Source organism: Microbacterium foliorum (genome assembly GCF_003367705.1).
In the GTDB taxonomy this organism is placed as follows: domain Bacteria; phylum Actinomycetota; class Actinomycetes; order Actinomycetales; family Microbacteriaceae; genus Microbacterium; species Microbacterium foliorum.
Genome location: NZ_CP031425.1, coordinates 1,675,312 through 1,694,460 on the forward strand (window position 1 = coordinate 1,675,312; position 19,149 = coordinate 1,694,460).

Annotated in this window: 13 protein-coding genes; 7 read left to right on the top strand and 6 right to left on the bottom strand. The window is 68.6% G+C overall.

Annotated features, from left to right (window positions below; translation table 11 throughout):
- Positions 1-28: 28 nt before the first annotated feature.
- From glgB to glgX, 3 genes are all read right to left on the bottom strand, one after another.
- On the bottom strand, positions 29-2,236 hold the full coding sequence (gene glgB, locus DXT68_RS07725) for a 1,4-alpha-glucan branching protein GlgB (protein WP_045255204.1): 2,208 nt from the start codon (positions 2,234-2,236) through the stop codon (positions 29-31).
- Entirely contained in the window at positions 2,233-4,191 is a 1,959-nt protein-coding gene (locus tag DXT68_RS07730) for an alpha-1,4-glucan--maltose-1-phosphate maltosyltransferase (protein WP_373372456.1), read from the bottom strand. The genes glgB and DXT68_RS07730 overlap by 4 nt, the downstream gene beginning before the upstream one ends.
- A 181-nt stretch (positions 4,192-4,372) precedes the next feature.
- Positions 4,373-6,445, bottom strand: a complete 2,073-nt coding sequence (gene glgX, locus DXT68_RS07735) for a glycogen debranching protein GlgX (protein WP_045255203.1) — start codon at positions 6,443-6,445, stop codon at positions 4,373-4,375.
- Between the two features lie 94 nt (positions 6,446-6,539).
- On the opposite strand from glgX, the gene DXT68_RS07740 reads away from it, so the two are divergent.
- The 4 genes from DXT68_RS07740 to DXT68_RS07755 are packed head-to-tail and all read left to right on the top strand — an operon-like array spanning position 6,540 to position 11,662.
- Positions 6,540-7,715 (top strand): cysteine desulfurase family protein, encoded by a 1,176-nt coding sequence (locus tag DXT68_RS07740; RefSeq protein WP_045255202.1) that lies wholly within the window; start codon positions 6,540-6,542, stop codon positions 7,713-7,715.
- 9 nt (positions 7,716-7,724) lie between these two features.
- Entirely contained in the window at positions 7,725-8,822 is a 1,098-nt protein-coding gene (gene mnmA, locus DXT68_RS07745) for a tRNA 2-thiouridine(34) synthase MnmA (RefSeq protein WP_082069031.1), read from the top strand.
- Between the two features lie 42 nt (positions 8,823-8,864).
- The gene (ligA, locus tag DXT68_RS07750) at positions 8,865-11,180 is read left to right on the top strand and encodes an NAD-dependent DNA ligase LigA (protein ID WP_045255200.1); all 2,316 of its coding nucleotides are present in this window, start codon (positions 8,865-8,867) and stop codon (positions 11,178-11,180) included.
- Positions 11,177-11,662: a hypothetical protein gene (locus DXT68_RS07755; RefSeq protein WP_045255199.1), complete on the top strand. Its 486-nt coding sequence runs from the start codon at positions 11,177-11,179 to the stop codon at positions 11,660-11,662. The genes ligA and DXT68_RS07755 overlap by 4 nt, the downstream gene beginning before the upstream one ends.
- 5 nt (positions 11,663-11,667) lie before the next feature.
- Here DXT68_RS07755 and DXT68_RS07760 read toward each other — a convergent pair whose 3' ends face one another.
- Genes DXT68_RS07760 through DXT68_RS07770 form a run of 3 tightly spaced genes read right to left on the bottom strand, consistent with a single transcriptional unit; the run spans position 11,668 to position 15,724 of the window.
- Positions 11,668-12,123, bottom strand: coding sequence for a GNAT family N-acetyltransferase (locus DXT68_RS07760; RefSeq protein ID WP_045255198.1), 456 nt, complete (start codon positions 12,121-12,123; stop codon positions 11,668-11,670).
- A gap of 11 nt (positions 12,124-12,134) precedes the next feature.
- Positions 12,135-13,979 carry a DEAD/DEAH box helicase gene (locus DXT68_RS07765; protein ID WP_045255197.1) on the bottom strand — a complete coding sequence of 615 codons (1,845 nt, stop codon included), beginning with the start codon at positions 13,977-13,979 and terminating at the stop codon, positions 12,135-12,137.
- Between the two features lie 47 nt (positions 13,980-14,026).
- Positions 14,027-15,724, bottom strand: coding sequence for a long-chain-fatty-acid--CoA ligase (locus DXT68_RS07770; protein ID WP_045255196.1), 1,698 nt, complete (start codon positions 15,722-15,724; stop codon positions 14,027-14,029).
- A gap of 68 nt (positions 15,725-15,792) precedes the next feature.
- Here DXT68_RS07770 and gatC point away from each other — a divergent pair, with 68 nt between their 5' ends.
- The 3 genes from gatC to gatB are packed head-to-tail and all read left to right on the top strand — an operon-like array spanning position 15,793 to position 19,120.
- Positions 15,793-16,092 carry an Asp-tRNA(Asn)/Glu-tRNA(Gln) amidotransferase subunit GatC gene (gatC, locus tag DXT68_RS07775; RefSeq protein ID WP_045255195.1) on the top strand — a complete coding sequence of 100 codons (300 nt, stop codon included), beginning with the start codon at positions 15,793-15,795 and terminating at the stop codon, positions 16,090-16,092.
- On the top strand, positions 16,089-17,606 hold the full coding sequence (gene gatA, locus DXT68_RS07780) for an Asp-tRNA(Asn)/Glu-tRNA(Gln) amidotransferase subunit GatA (RefSeq protein ID WP_045255194.1): 1,518 nt from the start codon (positions 16,089-16,091) through the stop codon (positions 17,604-17,606). The genes gatC and gatA overlap by 4 nt, the downstream gene beginning before the upstream one ends.
- Positions 17,606-19,120, top strand: coding sequence for an Asp-tRNA(Asn)/Glu-tRNA(Gln) amidotransferase subunit GatB (gatB, locus tag DXT68_RS07785; RefSeq protein WP_045255193.1), 1,515 nt, complete (start codon positions 17,606-17,608; stop codon positions 19,118-19,120). Before gatA ends, gatB begins: the two co-directional genes overlap by 1 nt.
- Positions 19,121-19,149: the final 29 nt, after the last annotated feature.

The window sequence follows — 19,149 nt, forward strand, 5'->3', positions numbered from 1 at the left end:
CCGATCAGCGCCCGCGCGGCGCAGACGGTCACCCGTGGGTGATCGTCGGGACGTGCGGTTCTCCCTCGTAGCGCAGCCAGATCGTCGACAGCGCAGGCAGCGTCATCGTCGCGGACGCGACGCCATCGCCGTCGTCATGAGCGACCACCATGCCGAGGTTGCCGGAGCCACGGCCGCCGTAGGCAGACGCGTCGGTGTTGAGGATCTCCTGCCACACCCCGGCGCCGGGGAGCGTCAGCCGGTATCCGCTGCGTTCCAGGCCGGCGAAGTTGCTGATCACAGCCACCCGGCCGCCGTGCGCGTCGCGACGCTCGAACGCGATCACGTTCGGATCCCAACTCGGCGCCCCGAGGCGCGAGAACGATGAGCCGTCGCTGTCCCGCTCCCACAGCGGCGCCTGCGCGCGGTATGCGCGGTTGAGTTCGCCGACGAAGCTCTGCAGCTGTGCGTGCGAGGGCTGGTCCAGCAGCCACCAGTCGAGCTCGCGGGACTCCGACCACTCGCCGAGCTGGCCGAATTCCTGCCCCATGAAGAGGAGCTTCTTGCCGGGGTGACCCCACATGTAGCCGAGGTACGCCCGCACGTTCGCGAGCTTGTGCCAGTGGTCGCCCGGCATCTTCGAGACCAGGCTGCCCTTGCCGTGCACGACCTCGTCGTGACTGATCGGCAGCAGGTAGTTCTCGCCGAAGGCGTAGACGAACGAGAAGGTCATCTCACCCTCGTGGTGTGCCCGGTACATCGGATCGCGCTCGATGTACTGGAGCGAGTCGTTCATCCACCCCATGTTCCACTTGAACCCGAACCCCAGGCCGGCGTGGTCAGTCGGAGCGGTGACGCCGGGGAAGCTCGTGGATTCCTCCGCGATCATCAGCACGCCGGGGTGCACACGGTACGCGGTGGCGTTGACCTCCTGAAGGAACCGGATGGCCTCGAGGTTCTCTCGGCCGCCGTGGATGTTCGGCTCCCATTCGCCGTCGTTGCGCGAATAGTCGAGATACAGCATCGATGCGACGGCGTCGACACGGAGCCCGTCGACGTGGAACTCGCTGAGCCAGAACAGTGCGTTCGCGACCAGGAAGCCGCGCACCTCGGCACGGCCGTAGTCGAAGATGAGCGTGCCCCAGTCCTGGTGCTCGCCGCGGCGCGGATCGGGATGCTCGTAGAGCGGCTGCCCGTCGAAACGGGCGAGTGCGAAGGCATCCTTCGGGAAGTGTCCGGGGACCCAGTCCATGATCACACCGATGCCGGCCTGGTGCAGGCGGTCGATCAGATACCGGAGATCGTCGGGGCTGCCGAAACGGCTCGTCGCGGCGTAGTACCCGCTCACCTGGTAACCCCAGGATCCCCCGAACGGATGCTCCGCGAGGGGCATGAACTCGACGTGGGTGAAGCCGATCTCCGTGACGTGTGCGATCAGAGGGTCCGCGGCGTCGCGGTAGCTGAGACCGCCCCGCCAGGAGCCCAGATGCACCTCGTAGACCGAGAGGGGCTGCGCGACCGCGTGGGTCGCCGCGCGCCTGGTCATCCACGCGCCGTCCGACCAGGCATAGGTCGACTGCGTGATCACGGAGGCCGTCTCGGGCGGTACCTGCGCGGCCTGCGCCATCGGGTCCGCCTTGAAGATCCAGGACCCGTCCCGCGTGCGGATCTGGTACTTGTACGTCATGCCCACTGCGAGGTCGGGGACGAACAGCTCCCAGATCCCGCTTCCGCCCATCGACCGCATCGCGTGGGACTCGCCGCTCCATCCGTTCACGTCGCCGACGACGCGCACGGCGGTCGCGTTCGGAGCCCAGACGGCGAACGCCACGCCGGACTCTCCGTCGACCACGCGTGGATGAGCGCCGAGCGCGTCCCACAGCCGTTCGTGGCGTCCTTCGGCGATCAGGTGCAGATCGAGCTCTCCGAGGGTCGGCGAGTGCCGATACGGATCGCCGACGATGGTCTCGTCGTCGTCGCCGGCGTAGGCGGTGGCGAGGCGGTAGGCGACAGGCGCCCCGGGATGCTGAGCCTCCCAGATGCCCTCTGCGACATGCGCGAGCTCTAGGCGCGAACCGTCGTCGAACACCGCCGCGACGGACTCTGCCAGAGGGCGCCGCGCGCGGATCACGGTGGCAGTCCGACCGCTCGCGTCCGTGGCGGGGTGCGAGCCGAGGACGGCGTGCGGGTCGTGGTGACCGCCCGCCGCGACCGCTGTCCATTCCGACGTCATCGTCGTGTCTTCCGCGTGGCTCATGCTCGGCTCCTCACCTTCAGGATGTGCACCGGCTCGGCGAAGGCGTCGAGGCGCACGTAGTTGTGATCGGCCCAGGTCCAGACGGCTCCGGTGAGCAGGTCCTCGACCTCGAAGGGCTGGCCCGGCTCGACACCCCAGATGGTGGTGTCGAGATGAACGGTGGTCTCGCGCACCGAGTGCGGGTCGACATTGGCGATCACGAGGATCGTGTCGGGGGAGCCGGTCCCGGTGAACGCGGCGTCCAGATGCTTGCTGTAGACGAGCACGGCGTCGTCGTCGCTCCAGTGCACCGAGAGGTTGCGCAGCTGACGCAGCGCGGGGTGCGCACCACGGATCTCGTTGAGCCTGCGCAGCAGGGGCGCCAGTGAGTCGCCCGCAGCCTCGGCACCTTCCCAGTCCCGGATCTTGTACTCGTACTTCTCGTTGTCGATGTTCTCCTCGGAACCAGGGCGGGCGACGTTCTCGAAGAGCTCATACCCCGCGTAGACGCCGTACACAGGCGCGGCGGTCGCGGCGATGCAGGCGCGGATCCGGTAGGCGGCCCTCCCGCCGAACTGCAGGTACTCGGTGAGGATGTCGTGGGTGTTCACGAACAGGTTCGGCCGCATGTAGTCGCTGGTGTCGTGCGAGACGCTGGCGAGGAACTCCTCGAGCTCCGACTTCGTGTTCCGCCAGGTGAAGTAGCTGTAGCTCTGCTGGAAGCCTACGGCAGCCAGGGCCCGCATGACGGCGGGACGAGTGAACGCCTCGGCGAGGAAGATGACGTCGGGATCCGCGGCGTTCACCGTGGCGATCAGCCATTCCCAGAACTGCAGCGGCTTGGTGTGCGGGTTGTCGACACGGAAGATCTTCACGCCCTCGCGCACCCAGTGCTGGACGATCCGCAGCATCTCGCGGTAGATGCCCTCAGGATCGTTGTCGAAGTTGAGCGGATAGATGTCCTGGTACTTCTTCGGAGGGTTCTCCGCGTAAGCGATCGTGCCGTCGGGCAGCGTCGTGAACCATTCGGGGTGCTCCGCGACCCACGGGTGGTCGGGCGAGGCCTGCAGCGCAAGGTCGAGGGCCACCTCGAGCCCCTCCGCGCGGGCGGCCCGAACGAACGCCCGGAAGTCGGCGGGCTTGCCCAGATCGGGGTGGATGGCGTCGTGACCACCCCCTGCAGCGCCGATCGCGTAGGGGGATCCGGGGTCTGCGGGCTCTGTGGTGAGCGTGTTGTTGCGACCCTTGCGGTTGGTGATGCCGATCGGGTGCACGGGCACCAGATAGATCACGTCGAACCCCATCGCCGCGACCGCGGGCAGGCGCTTGGCCGCTGTGCGGAACGTGCCGCTCTTGATCGAGCCGTCCTTGAGGCGACGTGCGCCCTCCGAGCGCGGGAAGAACTCGTACCAGGCGCCCACGCCCGCTGCGGTGCGCTCGACCAGGAGACGGTGGGAGGCGGAGACGGAGCGCAGCGACGTCAGCGGTCGGTCGGCGAAGATCTTCGCGAGTTCCGGGTCGGTGGACACGGCGATGGTCGTCGCGGCGTCGCCGTCGGCGAGCGAGGCGGCGACGGCGGAGAGCGTCTTGCGCTGCGCCGCGGGCCGATCCTTCTCGGCTGCGGCGCGAGTCACCAGCTGGGCGCCCAGGGCCGCCATCACCGGCACATCGACACCTGCCGCCACCTTGAGCTCGGCCGCGTGCGCCCAGGTCGCGAAGTCGTCGGCGAATCCCTCGAAGCGGAAGGACCAGTCGCCCTGCATGTCGACGGCGACGTCGGCGGCCCACCGGTCGGTGCCGTCGAGCAGCGGAGTGAGACGATGCAAGGTCTCGTTCCCGTCCGGCGAGGTCAGGCGCAGGTGCACCCCGATGATGTCGTGGCCCTCGCGGAACGACACGACGCCGAACGGCACGACCTCCCCGACCACGGCCTTGGGCGCGAATCCGCCGGGGACGTGCGGACGCGCATCCAGCAAGGGGATCCTGGTGGTGCGGAGGCCTTCACCATCGGACACGGCGCCGACGGGGCGCAGCGGGATCTGAGACGGGCTCCGGAGAGCATTCGGACGGATGCTGCTTGTACGTGCGGCCACTCCCCGAATGTACCGTCCCGGACGCGCAGCGGGTAGCGCGCCGACGGCTCCGGCGCGCCGCACGTCACTCCACCCGGAACAGTCGCATCGAGGTGCCCGGGGTGGGCAGGATGTGTCCGGGGGCGAAGGTCTCCTCGTCGGTGCTCGGATGCTCGTCGGCACTCGACCACAACGACACGAAGCGCGTCGCATCCTCGAGGTCTTCCGGCAGCCGCACGTCGATCGGGGACTCCGTGCCGTGCACGATCAGCAGGATCCGGTTCGCCTCTTCGCGGTCGGGCGTCGACGCCGCGACGTACTGCAGTGTGCGGTTTCCCGGGTCGGTCCACTGCTCGCTCTCCATCGTCTCGCCGTTCTGGTCGAACCAGTCCATGACGGAGGCGTTGGGGATGTGCTCTCCCAGACGTGCGTACCTGCTGGGACGAAGAGCGGGATTCTCCGACCGCAGTCGGATCAGCCGAGCGACGTGTGCGCGCAGATCGTCCTGCCAGGGCTCCGGCTCCCAGCTCAACCAGGTCATCGCGGAGTCCTGCGCATAGGCGTTGTTGTTGCCGCGCTGCGTGCGTCCGACCTCGTCGCCCGCCGTGAGCATGGGGATGCCCGCCGACAGCAGCAGCGTGCCCAGCAGGTTCCGCATGGCCTTGCGGCGAGCAGCGAGGATGGCCGGGTCGTCGGTCGGCCCCTCGATCCCGTGGTTGAACGCGCGGTTCATGTCGGCGCCGTCGCGATTCTGCTCGCCGTTCGCCTCGTTGTGCTTGACGTCGTAGGACACCAGGTCGTGCAGGGTGAAGCCGTCGTGCGCGGTGACGAAATTGATGCTGGCGAGCGGACCGCGCTCGTCTGCGAAGGTGTTCGAGGATCCGGCCAGCCTGGTCGCGAAGCCACCGACTCCGACCGGAGCAGATGCCCGGCGCGCGTAGTCGATGTCGCTGAGCCAGAAGTTGCGCACGCGATCACGGTAGCGGTCGTTCCACTCCATCCAGCCGCGAGGGAAGTTCCCCGTCTGCCAGCCGCCCATCCCCACATCCCAGGGTTCGGCGATGAGCTTGGTGTCCTTCAGGATCGGATCGTTCGCGATGGCGGTGAGCAGAGGATGCTCCGGAGTGTAGGTGTGCGCGGAATCACGGGCGATCGCCGCAGCGAGGTCGAACCGGAATCCGTCGATCTGCATCTCCTCGGCCCAGTAGCGCAGCGAGTCGAGGACCAGCCGGGCGCCCGCGTCGGTCGAGGTGTCGAGCGTGTTGCCGCATCCGGTGGTGTCGATGTAGGCGCCCGAGGCGTCCTGCCGGTAGTACGACGCGTTGTCGATGCCGCGGAAGCTGGATCGTGGTCCGCCGAGTCCTTCCTCGGATGTGTGGTTGTAGACGACGTCGAGGATGACCTCGAGACCCGCCTCGTGCAGCAGCCTCACCATTCCCTTGAACTCGGCGAGGACGGCCTCGGGTCCGCCCTTGCGAGCATCTTCGGTGGCGTAGGCGTTGTGCGGGGTGAAGAAGTTGAGGGTGTTGTACCCCCAGTAGTTGGTGAGGCCGCGTTCGAGCAGACGGGGCTCGGGCACGAAGGCATGCACGGGCAGCAGTTCGATCGAGGTGATCCCCAGCTCGCGGAAGTACTCGATCATCGCCGGGTGGGCGAGACCCGCATAGGTGCCGTGCAGAGCGGGCGGGACGTCGGGCTGCCGCTTGGTGAGCCCCTTGAGGTGGCCTTCGTAGAGCACCGTGCGGTCGAGGGGGATGCGCGGCTTCGCCGACTGCCCCCAGTCGAATCCGTCGACGATGACCACCGAACGCCACTCCTCGTACCCGTCTCCCTGCGCGAGACCGCGGGCGTACGGGTCGAGCAGCAGTGTCTCGGGGTTGAAGGTGTTGCCGGGTCCGTGGGGTCCGCCGACGCGGATCGCGTAGCGCGTGCCGGGCTGCAGCAGTTCCGTCGTGACCTCCCAGACTCCGCCGGGGAGTCGTTCGAGAGGCGCCTGATCGACCACCCAGTCGAGATCCGTCGCATCGAAGACGACGAGCTCGATCGACGAGGCGTTCTGCGACCAGACTCGGAGCGTCCCCACGCCGTCGTGGAGGCGGACGCCGAGGTCGTCGAGTACAGGACCGCCGGGCACGGTGAAGTCTCGGTTCGCGGGCATGAGTACACCTTAGAGGTCTGCGCTGTGGTGCCAGGACACCGGCCGCCGGGGCGCGCACGAGCCAGGACGCCGGGAAATGCGGGAGAGTGGAGGCATGCAGCACTATCTCGATCACGCGGCGACCACACCGCTGCGCCCCGAGGCGCGCGGCGCATGGCTCGCCGCCAGCGAGACGGTGGGCAATGCGTCCTCGACACACGGCGCGGGTCAGGACGCGCGGCGCCTGCTGGAGGAGTCGCGCGAGCGTGCGGCGGCGGTGCTCGGCTGCGATCCCATAGAGGTCGTCTTCACGTCCGGCGGAACCGAGTCGATCAACCTCGCAGTGCAGGGACTGTGGCACGCGCGCGCCGCGGGCACCGATGCGATCGTGATGCCGGATGCCGAGCACCATGCGACTGTCGACACGGTGGAGGCGCTGCTGGCGGACGGAGCGATTCTGCGCCCCGTCCCGGTGCGTCCCACTGCTGCGATCGATGCGAGCGCCTTCGCCGCTCGACTGCCCGGTGCGGCGCTGGCCACCGCGCTGATCGCCAACAACGAGGCGGGGACGATCAACGACGCACCCGCACTGGCATCCGCGGCGGCCGCGGCGCGGGTCCCGTTGCACCTCGATGCGGTGTCGGCTCTCGGGCACGTCCCGCTCTCGTTCCGCGGGCTGCGCGGTGACGCTCCCGACGCCGCAGGCCTCGTCGCGATGAGTGTCGCCGGCCACAAGATCGGCGCCCCCGTCGGCGTCGGCGCCCTCGTCACGGCGCGAACGGCTCGGCTCGCCGCGATGCTGCGCGGGGGTGCACAGCAGCGCGGTCTGCGCGCGGGAACCCAGGATGTCGCCGGTGCCGCCGCGTTCGCCGTCGCGCTGGAGCTCGCCGAGGCCGAGCGGGAGGCCGAGAACTCGCGACTGCAGACGATGCGGGATCGTCTGGTCGACGGCATCCGGCAGCGTGTGCCGCAGGCGGAGCTCCTGGGTGACCCCCGCGAGAGGCTCCCCGGCAACGCGCACCTCCTCTTTCCCGGCGCCGTCGGCGAGAGCCTGCTGTTCCTGCTCGACATGGCCGGCATCGCCGTGTCGACCGGATCCGCCTGCCAGGCCGGTGTGGCGGAGCCGTCGCACGTCGTGATGGCCATGGGCCGCAGCGAACAGGACGCGCGCAGCGTCCTCAGGTTCTCCCTCGGGCGCACGTCGAGCGATGACGACATCGATGCGGTGCTCGCCGCCATCGCCGATGCCTACTCGCGCGCATCCGGCTCCGGCTCAGCCGAGCGCTCGTAGACTGGCAGCATGAGGATTCTTGCGGCCATGAGCGGTGGCGTCGACTCGGCCGTCGCGGCCGCCCGCGCCGTCGACGCCGGCCACGACGTCGTCGGAGTGCACCTGGCGCTCTCGCGAGCAGGAGGCACGCTGCGCACCGGCAGCCGCGGATGCTGCACGATCGAGGACGCGCTGGACGCCCGGCGCGCAGCCGACCTGCTCGGCATCCCGTTCTACGTGTGGGACTTCTCCGAACGCTTCCGCGAAGACGTGATCGCCGATTTCGTCTCGGAGTATCAGGCGGGTCGCACCCCGAACCCCTGCATGCGCTGCAACGAGAAGATCAAGTTCGCCGCGCTGCTCGAGCGCGCGATCGAGCTGGGGTTCGACGCGGTCTGCACGGGCCACTACGCCACCCTGATCCCGACGGATGCAGGCCTCGAGCTGCACCGCGCGGCCGACAACGCGAAGGACCAGTCGTACGTGCTCGGAGTCCTGACGGCCGAGCAGCTCGCCCACACGTACTTCCCCTTGGGTACGACGCCCTCGAAGGCCGTCGTGCGCGCGGAGGCCGCGGAGCGCGGGCTGACCGTCGCGCAGAAGCCCGACAGCCACGACATCTGCTTCATCCCCGACGGCGACACCCGCGGCTGGCTCGCCGAGAAGGTCGGCACGGCGACGGGGGAGATCGTCGACCGCACGGGCGAGATCGTGGGGTCGCACGAGGGCGCGCATGCGTTCACCGTGGGTCAGCGTCGAGGACTCAAGCTCGGAGTTCCGGCGGCGGACGGCAAGCCCCGGTTCGTGCTCGAGGTGCGACCTGTCTCGAACACGGTCGTCGTCGGTCCGAAGGAGGCGCTCGCGATCCGCGAGATCTCCGGTGAGCGATTCAGCTGGGCAGGGGCGGCTCCTCTGGAGTCGGAGTTCGAGTGCGAGGTGCAGATCCGCGCCCATGCGGAGCCCGAGCCCGCCCGTGCCTTCGTGTCGCCCGAGGGCGTGCGCGTCGAGCCGCAGCAGCCGCTCAACGGAGTCGCACCGGGGCAGACCGCCGTGCTCTACGTCGGCACCCGCGTGCTCGGTCAGTTCACGATCGATCGCACGGTGTCGGCGGTGCCGGTCGACGCGTAGCGTCTCGCTCCCGATGTCGGTGGCCGCTCGTAGACTGGCGGAGTGCCGGAGAACATCTCGCTGGAAGACGCCCGAAACGAAGCCGACGGGCTGACCACTCGCATCCTCGAGGCGAAGGACGCGTACTACGGGCGCGACACCTCCGTCGTCGACGACGCCACCTACGACGGCTGGATGCACCGGCTCGAAGAGCTCGAGCGGCTGCATCCGGAGCTGCAGGGTCAGGATTCTCCCACCCAGATGGTGGGCGTGGCCGAAGCGACAGGGCTTGCGACCATCGAGCACGCCGAGCGCATGCTGAGCCTCGACAACGTGTTCTCGATCGACGAGCTCCGTGAGTGGACCGCGAAGACGCGCGCCGCGGCAGGACGAGATGTCGACTGGCTGACCGAGCTCAAGATCGACGGACTCGCGATCAATCTGCGCTACGAGAACGGGATCCTGACGTCGGCCGCGACGCGGGGCGACGGCCGGGTCGGCGAGATCGTCACCGAGAACGCGCTGCGTCTGCCCGAGATCCCCCGGGAGCTCAGCGGCGAGGGGCACCCCGAGATCGTCGAGGTCCGGGGAGAGGTGTTCATACCCGTGGCCGCCTTCGAACGGCTCAACGCCGCACAGGCCACGTTCCGCGAACGGGCCTATGCCGACGCGCTCGCTCGCTGGGAGGCACGGGGCGGGGCGAAGAAGCCGTTCGACGAAGAGAAGGCGCGCACCGCGGCTGCCCGGCGGTTCCCCTCGTTCGCCAATCCGAGGAACGCGGCGAGCGGCGGTCTGCGTCAGCAGATCGACAAGAAGGACGGACTCGAGCTCGAAGCGGGAATGCTGCGGATCGAGTCGCTCGCGTTGTACGTGCACGGCATCGGCGCCTGGGAGAACCCCCCGGTGGCGGCGCAGAGTCAGATATACGAGACGTTGGCCGAGTGGGGACTCCCCACGAGCCCGCACACCAAGGTCTGCACGAGCATCGACGAGGTCGCGGCGTTCGTCGAGTACTTCGGAGAGCACCGGCATGACATCGAGCACGAGCTCGACGGCATCGTCGTGAAGGTCGACGAGCTGTCCCTGCACGACGAACTGGGCGCAACGAGCCGCGCGCCGCGCTGGGCGATCGCATACAAGTACCCGCCCGAAGAGGTGCAGACGAAGCTCCTCGACATCGTCGTGTCCGTCGGGCGGACGGGGCGGGCCACGCCCTTCGCCGTGATGGCTCCCGCTCACGTCGCGGGGTCCGTCGTGAGGCAGGCGACGCTGCACAACAAAGACGTCGTGAAGGCGAAGGGCGTGCTGATCGGCGACACCGTCGTGCTGCGCAAGGCGGGCGACGTGATCCCCGAGGTGCTCGGGCCGGTCGTCGAGAAGCGCGACGGCACCGAACGGGAGTTCGTGATGCCTGTCGACTGCCCCGAATGCGGCACGCCGCTGCGCGCGATGAAAGAGGGCGACATCGACCTGCGCTGCCCGAATGCGCGCTCATGTCCCGCCCAGGTGCGCGGGCGCGTCGAGCACATCGGATCCCGCGGCGCTCTCGACATCGAGGCGCTCGGCGAGGTCACGGCGGCGGCGTTGACGCAGCCCACGACACCCGCCACGCCCCCTCTCGAGACCGAGGCGGGCCTGTTCGCCCTGACCCTCGATGAGATCGTGCCGATCGAGCTCTTCGTGCGCGATGCCGAGACAGGGTTGCCCAAAGAAGACGATGACGGGCTGGTGAAGACTCGGGCGCCTTTCCGCCGCAACCCGACCGCCGCCGAGAAGAAGTCCGGCCTCGAGGGGCCTCAGCCCTCATCCCAGGCGCTCACGCTGCTCGCAGAGCTCGAGAAGGCCAAGACGAAGGATCTCTGGCGTCTTCTCGTCTCGTTGAACATCCGTCATGTCGGCCCCGTCGCCGCGCGTGCGCTCGCGCAGTGGTTCGGCTCGCTCGACGCCATCCGCGCGGCGTCCCGTGACGAGCTCGCGGCGGTCGAAGGGGTCGGCGGCATCATCGCGGACTCGCTGCTCGCCTGGTTCGACGTGGACTGGCATCAGGACATCGTGCGGCGATGGGCCGAAGCCGGCGTGCAGTGGTCGACTCCCGGACACCCGGGACCGGGCGCTGCGGTCGTCGAGGGCGGAGTGCTCGAGGGGCTCACCGTCGTCGCCACCGGGTCCCTCGACGGCTACACGCGCGACGGCGCGCAGGAGGCGATCATCAAGGCGGGGGGCAAGGCCGCGTCGAGCGTCTCGAAGAAGACCGATTTCGTGGCGGCCGGGCCGGGCGCAGGATCGAAGCTCGGCAAGGCGGAGGAGCTCGGCATCCGCATCCTCGATGCCGCCCAGTTCCACATCCTCGTGACCGAAGGGCCGGACGCGCTCGGATGAAGCGCTATGGACCACTGATCGTCGTTCCCGGTGCGCTGGCGGTCGGCGACCCCGGCAGGCATCATCTGCGGCTGACGCCGGATGCGGTGCTGTTCCGACGGGGATCGGAGAACACCGGGATCCTCGCGTGGTCAGAAATCGACCGCGTGGTGCTCGATGTGCCGACCACACGCTTCCGGCTGCCGGGCCTCGTCAGCACGGTCGTGATCGGCGCACTGACCTTCCTGACTCTCGACAGCCTCGATCTCGACCCCGCCGACGGGTCGATCGCGGTGACGGCGGCAGGAGAGACGACCACGACGCCGCTCAGCCGTCATCATGTCGGCGGCTACTGGGCGCCCACGGTCGACGGGGCACACCGACTGCTGCGTCATCTGATCGCGCATCCCGAACAGCGCGCGCTTCTCGCACGCCCGGAATCCCTTCTCGAGGTCGCGGCGAAGCTCGCACGCAGCGCGGCGCCAGGTCCGTCGGGCTTCTGAGGGGCCTACGCGTCGAAGATGCGCTGGAGCAGCTTCGATGATTCTGTGAAACCGAGCCTTAGATAGACCGGCACAGCGCGTTCGCTCGAGTGCACGATGACTCTGGAGGCACCGGCGCTGTGTGCGTGTGCTGTCGCCACCTCGACGAGGGCGGTTCCCACACCGTCATTGCGGTGCTCGGGCAGCACGAAGACGCTCTGGATGTCTGCCGAAAGGCGGTTGTTCGCGCCCGGGCTCGGAACTCGGGGCAACAGTGCGACCCACGCGGCACCGACGATCTCTTCATCAATCGTGCGCGCGACGAACGCGGAGTGCGTCCCACGATGGACCTCCCACCAGGACGCGAGAGCTGTCACGAAAGACTCGAACTCCGCGACGTTCGGACCGTCAGTGCCCCTGTCGATCCACTTGACGCGCGCCAGGCCCCGAACATCCTCGGGGCCTGCGCGCTCGATGTGCATGAGCGTACCGCTCAGGCCTTGTGGCGCGGCTTGCGGAACGGCTTCTCGTCGCGGTCGCCCCGAGCGGGACGCTCGTCACGGTCGTAGCGCGGACGCTCGTCGCGACGCTCGAAGCCGCCACGCGCACCGTCGCGAGGTCCGTCGTTGCGGCGCGCACCCGGTCCGCGGTCGGGCTTGATCTCGATCAGGCGACCCGAGATGCGGGTGTCCTTCAGCTTCTCGAGCACCGAGGAGTCCATGTTCGCGGGCAGCTCGACGACGGTGAAGTCGGGGCGGATGTTGATCGCGCCGAAGTCGTCGCGTCCGAGACCGCCCTCGTTCGCCAGCGCGCCGACGATCTGACGCGGCTCGACGCGGTGACGGCGTCCGACCTCGATACGGTACGGGGTGTAGTCACCGCGCCCACGACGTTCCCGCGGCTCGCGGGTCTCGCGCCGATCGCCGCGGCCGCTGTTCTCGCGAGGAGGACGGTTGTCGTACTCGACGGCCTTCGACAGGGCATCGTCGGCGGGATCGAGCAGCAGCGGGGTGTCGCCCTGCGCGACCACCGCGAGAGCCGCGGCCACATCGGCCTCGGGCACATCATGGTTGCGCACGTAGTGCGCAATGATGTCGCGGAACTTCTCGATGCGCCCGTCATCACCGAGGGCAGCCGTGATCGCATCGTCGAACCGGGCGAGACGCGTCGTGTTGACGTCATCCATACTCGGCAGCTGCATCTGGGTCGGCTGCTGGCGGGTCGCCTTCTCGATCGCCTTCAGCAGGTACCGCTCGCGCGGCGTGATGAAGCTGATCGCGTCGCCGGTGCGTCCCGCGCGCCCCGTGCGGCCGATGCGGTGCACGTACGACTCGGTGTCGGTGGGGATGTCGAAGTTGACGACGTGGCTGATGCGCTCGACGTCGAGCCCACGGGCTGCGACGTCGGTCGCGACGAGGATGTCGAGCTTGCTCGCCTTGAGCTGGTTCACGCTGCGCTCGCGCTGCACCTGAGGCACGTCGCCGTTGATCGCCGCAGCGGAGTATCCGCGGGCGCGGAGCTTCTCGGCCAGTGTCTCGGTCTCGTTCTTCGTGCGGACGAACACGATCATCCCGTCGAAGTTCTCGACCTCGAGGATGCGTGTGAGCGCGTCGACCTTCTGCGCGTACGACACCACGAGATAGCGCTGGGTGATGTTCGTGCCGGTCGCGGTCTTCGACTTGATGCTGATCTCTTCGGGCTCGCGCAGGTACTTCTGCGCGAGGCGACGGATCTGGGGCGGCATGGTGGCCGAGAACAGGGCGACCTGCTTCTCCTCCGGCGTCTGCGCGAGGATCTGCTCGACATCCTCGGCGAAGCCCATCTTCAGCATCTCGTCGGCCTCGTCGAGAACCAGGTACTGCAGCTGGGACAGGTCGAGCGTGCCCTTGGCGAGGTGGTCCATGATGCGACCGGGGGTGCCGACGATCACGTGCACGCCGCGGCGGAGCGCGGACAGCTGCACACCGTAGCCCTGGCCGCCGTAGACGGGGAGGACGTGGACGCCCTTCATCTTCGAGGCGTACGACTCGAAGGCCTCGCACACCTGCAGGGCGAGTTCACGGGTCGGTGCGAGCACAAGCGCCTGCGGGGTCTTCTGCGACACGTCGAGGCGCTCCAGCACGGGGAGCGCGAAGGCCGCGGTCTTTCCCGTTCCGGTCTGCGCCATGCCGACGACATCGCGTCCGGACAGGAGAGTCGGGATGGTCGCGGCCTGGATGGGGGAGGGGGTCTCGTATCCGAGGTCCTTGATGGCCTTGAGGACGGGCCCGGTGATGCCGAGCTCCTCGAATCCAGGGGTCTCGGGGGCGTCAGTGGGCACAGCGTCTTCAGGAGTCACTGACCAAGGGTAGCGCCTTCCGAGATCCGGCGCCTGTGAGGCCGCCCTCAGGAGGCGCTGAGCGCGAGCAGCCTCTCCCTGACCTGGCGCCGCAGCACCTTCCCGATCAGAGACTTCGGAAGTTCGTCGACGACGAAGACGCGTCGGGGCACCTTGTAGGGAGTGAGGATGCTGCGGGCGTACTCGCGGATGGCCTCGACATCGACAGCCGCCGATCCGTCGACCACGATCGCCGCGACGACCTCTTCGCCGGAGTGTTCGCTGGGCAGGCCGATCACGGCGGCATCCACGATCAGCGGATGCTGTCGCAGGGCGTTCTCGACCTCTGTCGGCGCGACGTTGAATCCGCCCGTGATGATGAGTTCCTTGATGCGATCGACGATCCGGACGAACCCGGCCCGGTCGACCGTCACGATGTCTCCGGTGCGGAACCAGCCGTCGATGAACACCGCTTCGGTCTCCTCGGGCTTGCCGTAGTAGCCGGAGAACACCTGCGGGCCGCGCACGAGCAGCTCACCCGGAGCGCCCTCGGCCACATCGACGGTCGGGTTCTCGGGATCCACCACCCGGCACTCGGTGCCGGGAAGGGGAAGGCCGACGGTGCCGGGAACCCGGTTGTCCGCGACCGGGTTCGCCATCAGCACGGGCGAGCACTCGCTCAGTCCGTAGCCCTCGACGAGATAGCCATGCGTGGCGGCCTCGAACGGCACCACCAGATCGTGCGGCAGCGCCATCGCCCCGGAGATCGCCACCTCGATGCCGTCGAGCGAGATGCCGTTCGCGGTCGCGGCCGCGAGCAGGCGATCGGCGATCGGAGGCACCAGGGGCAGGAAGGTCGCGGGATGCTTCTTCATCGCCTCGAGGACGAGGTCGGGCTCGAACTTCGGGAAGAGCACGAGCCGCGCGCCCATCGACATCGCGAAGGTCAGGCACAGCGTCAGACCGTACGCATGGAACATCGGCAGCACCGCATACACGACGCAGCCCTTGCCGCGCTGGATCGATGGCACCCAGGCGCGGGACTGCGCCGCGTTCGCGAGCAGGTTGCGATGAGTGAGCGCCGCGCCCTTCGGCGTGCCCGTCGTGCCCGACGTGTACTGGATGATCGCCAGGTCGTCGGTCGCGGGTGCGGGATGCGTGGCGGGGATCGGGGCGGAGCGCAGCAGTGTCTCCCACAGCACGGTGCCGCGGACTCGCGAGGTCAGCGCTGCGCGGGAGTCGCGGGCCTTGGCCACGGGCAGTCGGAGTGCGACGCGGGTCAGAAGCGGCATGGCTCGCGTCACGTCGACGGAGATCAGATTCGTGACCGCGAGGTCGGCCGGGAACTCCTGCACGGTGCCGACGACCTTGTTCCACACGATCGCGTGCTTCGCGCCGTGATCCTCGAACTGCTTGCGCAGCTCGCGCGGTGTGTAGAGCGGGTTGTGCTCCACCACGACGGCGCCGAGCCGCAGAACGGCGTAGAACGCGATGATGTGCTGAGGGCAGTTCGGGAGCACGATCGCCACGGGATCACCCGCACGCACACCGAGATCGCGGAGTCCGGCGGCCGCCCGATCGATCGCATCCTGCATCCGGGCGTAGGTGATCTCGCGGCCGAAGAACTGCAGCGCCGGGGCGTCGGGGTAGTCCCTGACCGACGCGGAGACGATGTCGATCAGCGATCCGGACACGGGGGAGAGGTCTTCGGGGACGCCTGCGGCGTAGCTGGCGACCCACGGACGAGGAGGCTGGAACGAGCTCACCAGCCCAGCATAGGGGTGGGGTGTGCCGGCGGCGGGGTGACGTCGGGCCCGCTGACTACACTGGGAGGGTGTCTGAAATCACCCCTGAACTCGTACGCCATCTCGGCGTGCTCGCGCGTATCCAGCTGAATGACGATGAGGTGTCCCGGCTCACGGGACAGCTCGACGCCATCGTCGACAACATCGCGAAGGTGTCGGAGGTGGCGGGCCCCGAGGTCGCCGCGACGAGCCATCCGATCCCGCTGAGCAATGTCTACCGCCCCGACGTGGTCGGCGAGACCCTGACGCACGAGCAGGTGCTCCAGAACGCACCCGATCAGGCCGACGGCCGCTTCCGCGTCACCGCGATCCTGGGAGAAGAGCAGTGAGCGACATCATCCGTCTGACCGCGGCAGAACTCGCCGACAAGCTCGCGAGCCGCGAGATCTCCAGCGTCGAGGCGACGCGCGCGCACCTCGACCGCATCGCGGCCGTCGACGGCGACGTCCACGCCTTCCTGCACGTCAACGAGGGTGCGCTCGACGCGGCGGCCGACATCGACGCGCGACGCGCGGCCGGAGAGCAGCTCGGCCCGATCGCCGGCGTCCCCCTCGCGATCAAGGACGTTCTGGTCACGACCGACCAGCCGACCACCAGCGGGTCCCGGATCCTCGAGGGCTACCGCTCTCCGTACGACGCCACCGTCGTCGCCCGCTCTCGGGCGGCCGGACTCATCCCCCTCGGCAAGACCAACATGGACGAGTTCGCCATGGGCTCGTCGACCGAGCACTCGGCGTACGGTCCGACCCGCAACCCGTGGGACCTCGATCGGATCCCCGGCGGTTCCGGCGGCGGGTCCGCCGCGGCGGTCGCGGCCTTCGAAGCGCCTCTCGCTCTCGGGTCCGACACGGGTGGGTCGATCCGTCAGCCCGCGCACGTCACGGGAACGGTCGGCGTGAAGCCGACCTACGGCGGTGTCAGCCGCTATGGCGCCATCGCTCTCGCCTCGAGCCTCGACCAGGTCGGCCCGGTCACGCGCACGGTGCTCGACGCGGGACTGCTGCATGACGCGATCGGCGGACACGACCCGAAGGACTCGACGTCGCTGCGCGAGGAGTGGCCCTCGTTCGCAGATGCCGCCCGTGAGGGCGCTCGCGGAGACGTGCTGAAGGGGCTCAAGGTCGGTGTGATCCGCGAACTTCCCGACAGCGGGTTCCAGCCCGGCGTCGCGGAGTCGTTCCGCAGCGCACTCGCCATGATGGAGGCGCAGGGGGCGGAGATCGTGGAGATCGGCGCACCGCACTTCGAGTACGGCGTGGCCGCGTACTACCTGATCCTTCCGGCGGAGGCCTCCAGCAACCTCGCGAAGTTCGACTCCGTGCGTTTCGGTCTCCGCGTCACTCCCGACGGCAACCCCACGGTCGAAGACGTCATGTCGGCGACGCGGGACGCCGGTTTCGGCGACGAGGTCAAGCGTCGCATCATCCTGGGCACGTACGCGCTGTCGGCGGGTTACTACGACGCGTACTACGGCAGCGCGCAGAAGGTCCGCACGCTCATCCAGCAGGACTTCGACACCGCGTTCGCCGAGGTCGATGTGATCGCGACGCCGTCGGCCCCGACCACGGCGTTCAAGATCGGCGAGAAGATCGACGACCCGCTGCAGATGTACCTGAACGACATCACGACCATCCCGGTGAACCTCGCCGGAGTGCCCGGTATCTCGATCCCGAGCGGTCTCGCCTCCGACGACGGTCTGCCCGTCGGCATCCAGTTCATCGCGCCGGCGCGGCAGGACGCCCGTCTCTACACGGTCGGTGCGGCCGTCGAGACGCTGCTGGTCGATTCGTGGGGGGCGCCGCTCCTCACCCGTGCACCGCAGCTCGCAGGAGGGACCCGCTGATGGCCACCGCCAAGCTCATGGACTTCGACAAGGCCCTCGAACTGTTCGAGCCCGTGCTCGGGTTCGAGGTGCACGTCGAGCTCAACACGAACACGAAGATGTTCTCGGACGCGCCGAACCCCGCGAACGAGCTCTACCACGCCGCCGAGCCGAACACCCTGATCGCTCCCGTCGACCTCGGCCTCCCCGGGGCGCTTCCCGTCGTGAACGAGACGGCGATCCGTTCGTCGATCAGCCTGGGCCTCGCGCTCGGATGCTCGATCGCTCCGTCGAGCCGCTTCGCGCGCAAGAACTACTTCTACCCGGATCTCGGCAAGAACTACCAGATCTCGCAGTTCGATGAGCCGATCGCGTTCGAGGGATCCGTCGAGGTCGAGCTCGAAGACGGCACGATCGTGCAGATCCCGATCGAGCGCGCGCATATGGAGGAGGACGCCGGAAAGCTCACGCACATGGGTGGGGCGACCGGCCGCATCCAGGGCGCCGAGTACTCCCTCGTCGACTACAACCGCGCGGGTGTCCCACTGGTCGAGATCGTCACGAAGGTGATCTTCGGCGCGGAACACCGCGCGCCAGAGGTCGCCAAGGCCTACGTCGCGACCATCCGCGACATCGTGCGCAGCCTGGGGATCTCGGAGGCTCGACTCGAGCGCGGCAACCTGCGATGCGACGCCAACGTCTCGCTGCGCCCGCGCGGACAGGAGAAGCTCGGCACCCGTACCGAGACGAAGAACGTCAACTCGATGCGATCGGTCGAGCGAGCCGTGCGCTACGAGATCCAGCGCCAGGCGCAGATCCTCGCCGACGGCGGTACGATCACGCAGGAGACGCGTCACTGGCATGAAGACACCGGCACCACCTCGCCCGGTCGTCCGAAGTCGGATGCCGACGACTACCGCTACTTCCCGGAGCCCGACCTCGTTCCGGTGGAGCCCGCACCCGAGCTGATCGAGGAGCTGCGTGCTCAGCTGCCCGAGCAGCCTGTGGCCCGCCGCCGTCGACTCATGGCCGAGTGGGCGTTCACGGACCTGGAGTTCCAGGATGTTCGTAATGGCGGCCTGCTCGACGTCGTCGAGGCGACGATCGCGGCCGGTGCCGCTCCTGCCACAGCGCGCAAGTGGTGGACGGGTGAGATCACCCGCCTCGCGAACGCTCAGGAGAAGGAGGCGGCGCAGCTGATCTCGCCGCAGAACGTCGCCGCTCTGCAGAAGCTCGTCGATGCGGGAACCCTGACCGACAAGCTCGCGCGTCAGGTGCTCGAGGGCGTCATCGCCGGAGAGGGGACGCCGCAGGAGGTCGTCGACAGCCGCGGACTGGCGGTGGTGTCGGACGATGGAGCGCTCATCGCCGCCATCGACGACGCGCTGGCCGCGCAGCCGGATGTGCTCGCCAAGATCAAGGACGGCAAGGTGCAGGCAGCCGGCGCCGTCATCGGCGCGGTCATGAAGGCGATGAAGGGTCAGGCTGACGCCGCCCGGGTCCGCGAACTCGTTCTCGAGCGCGCTGCCCAGTAACCGAGTTCCCCGGGCCTCATGTCGGAGGT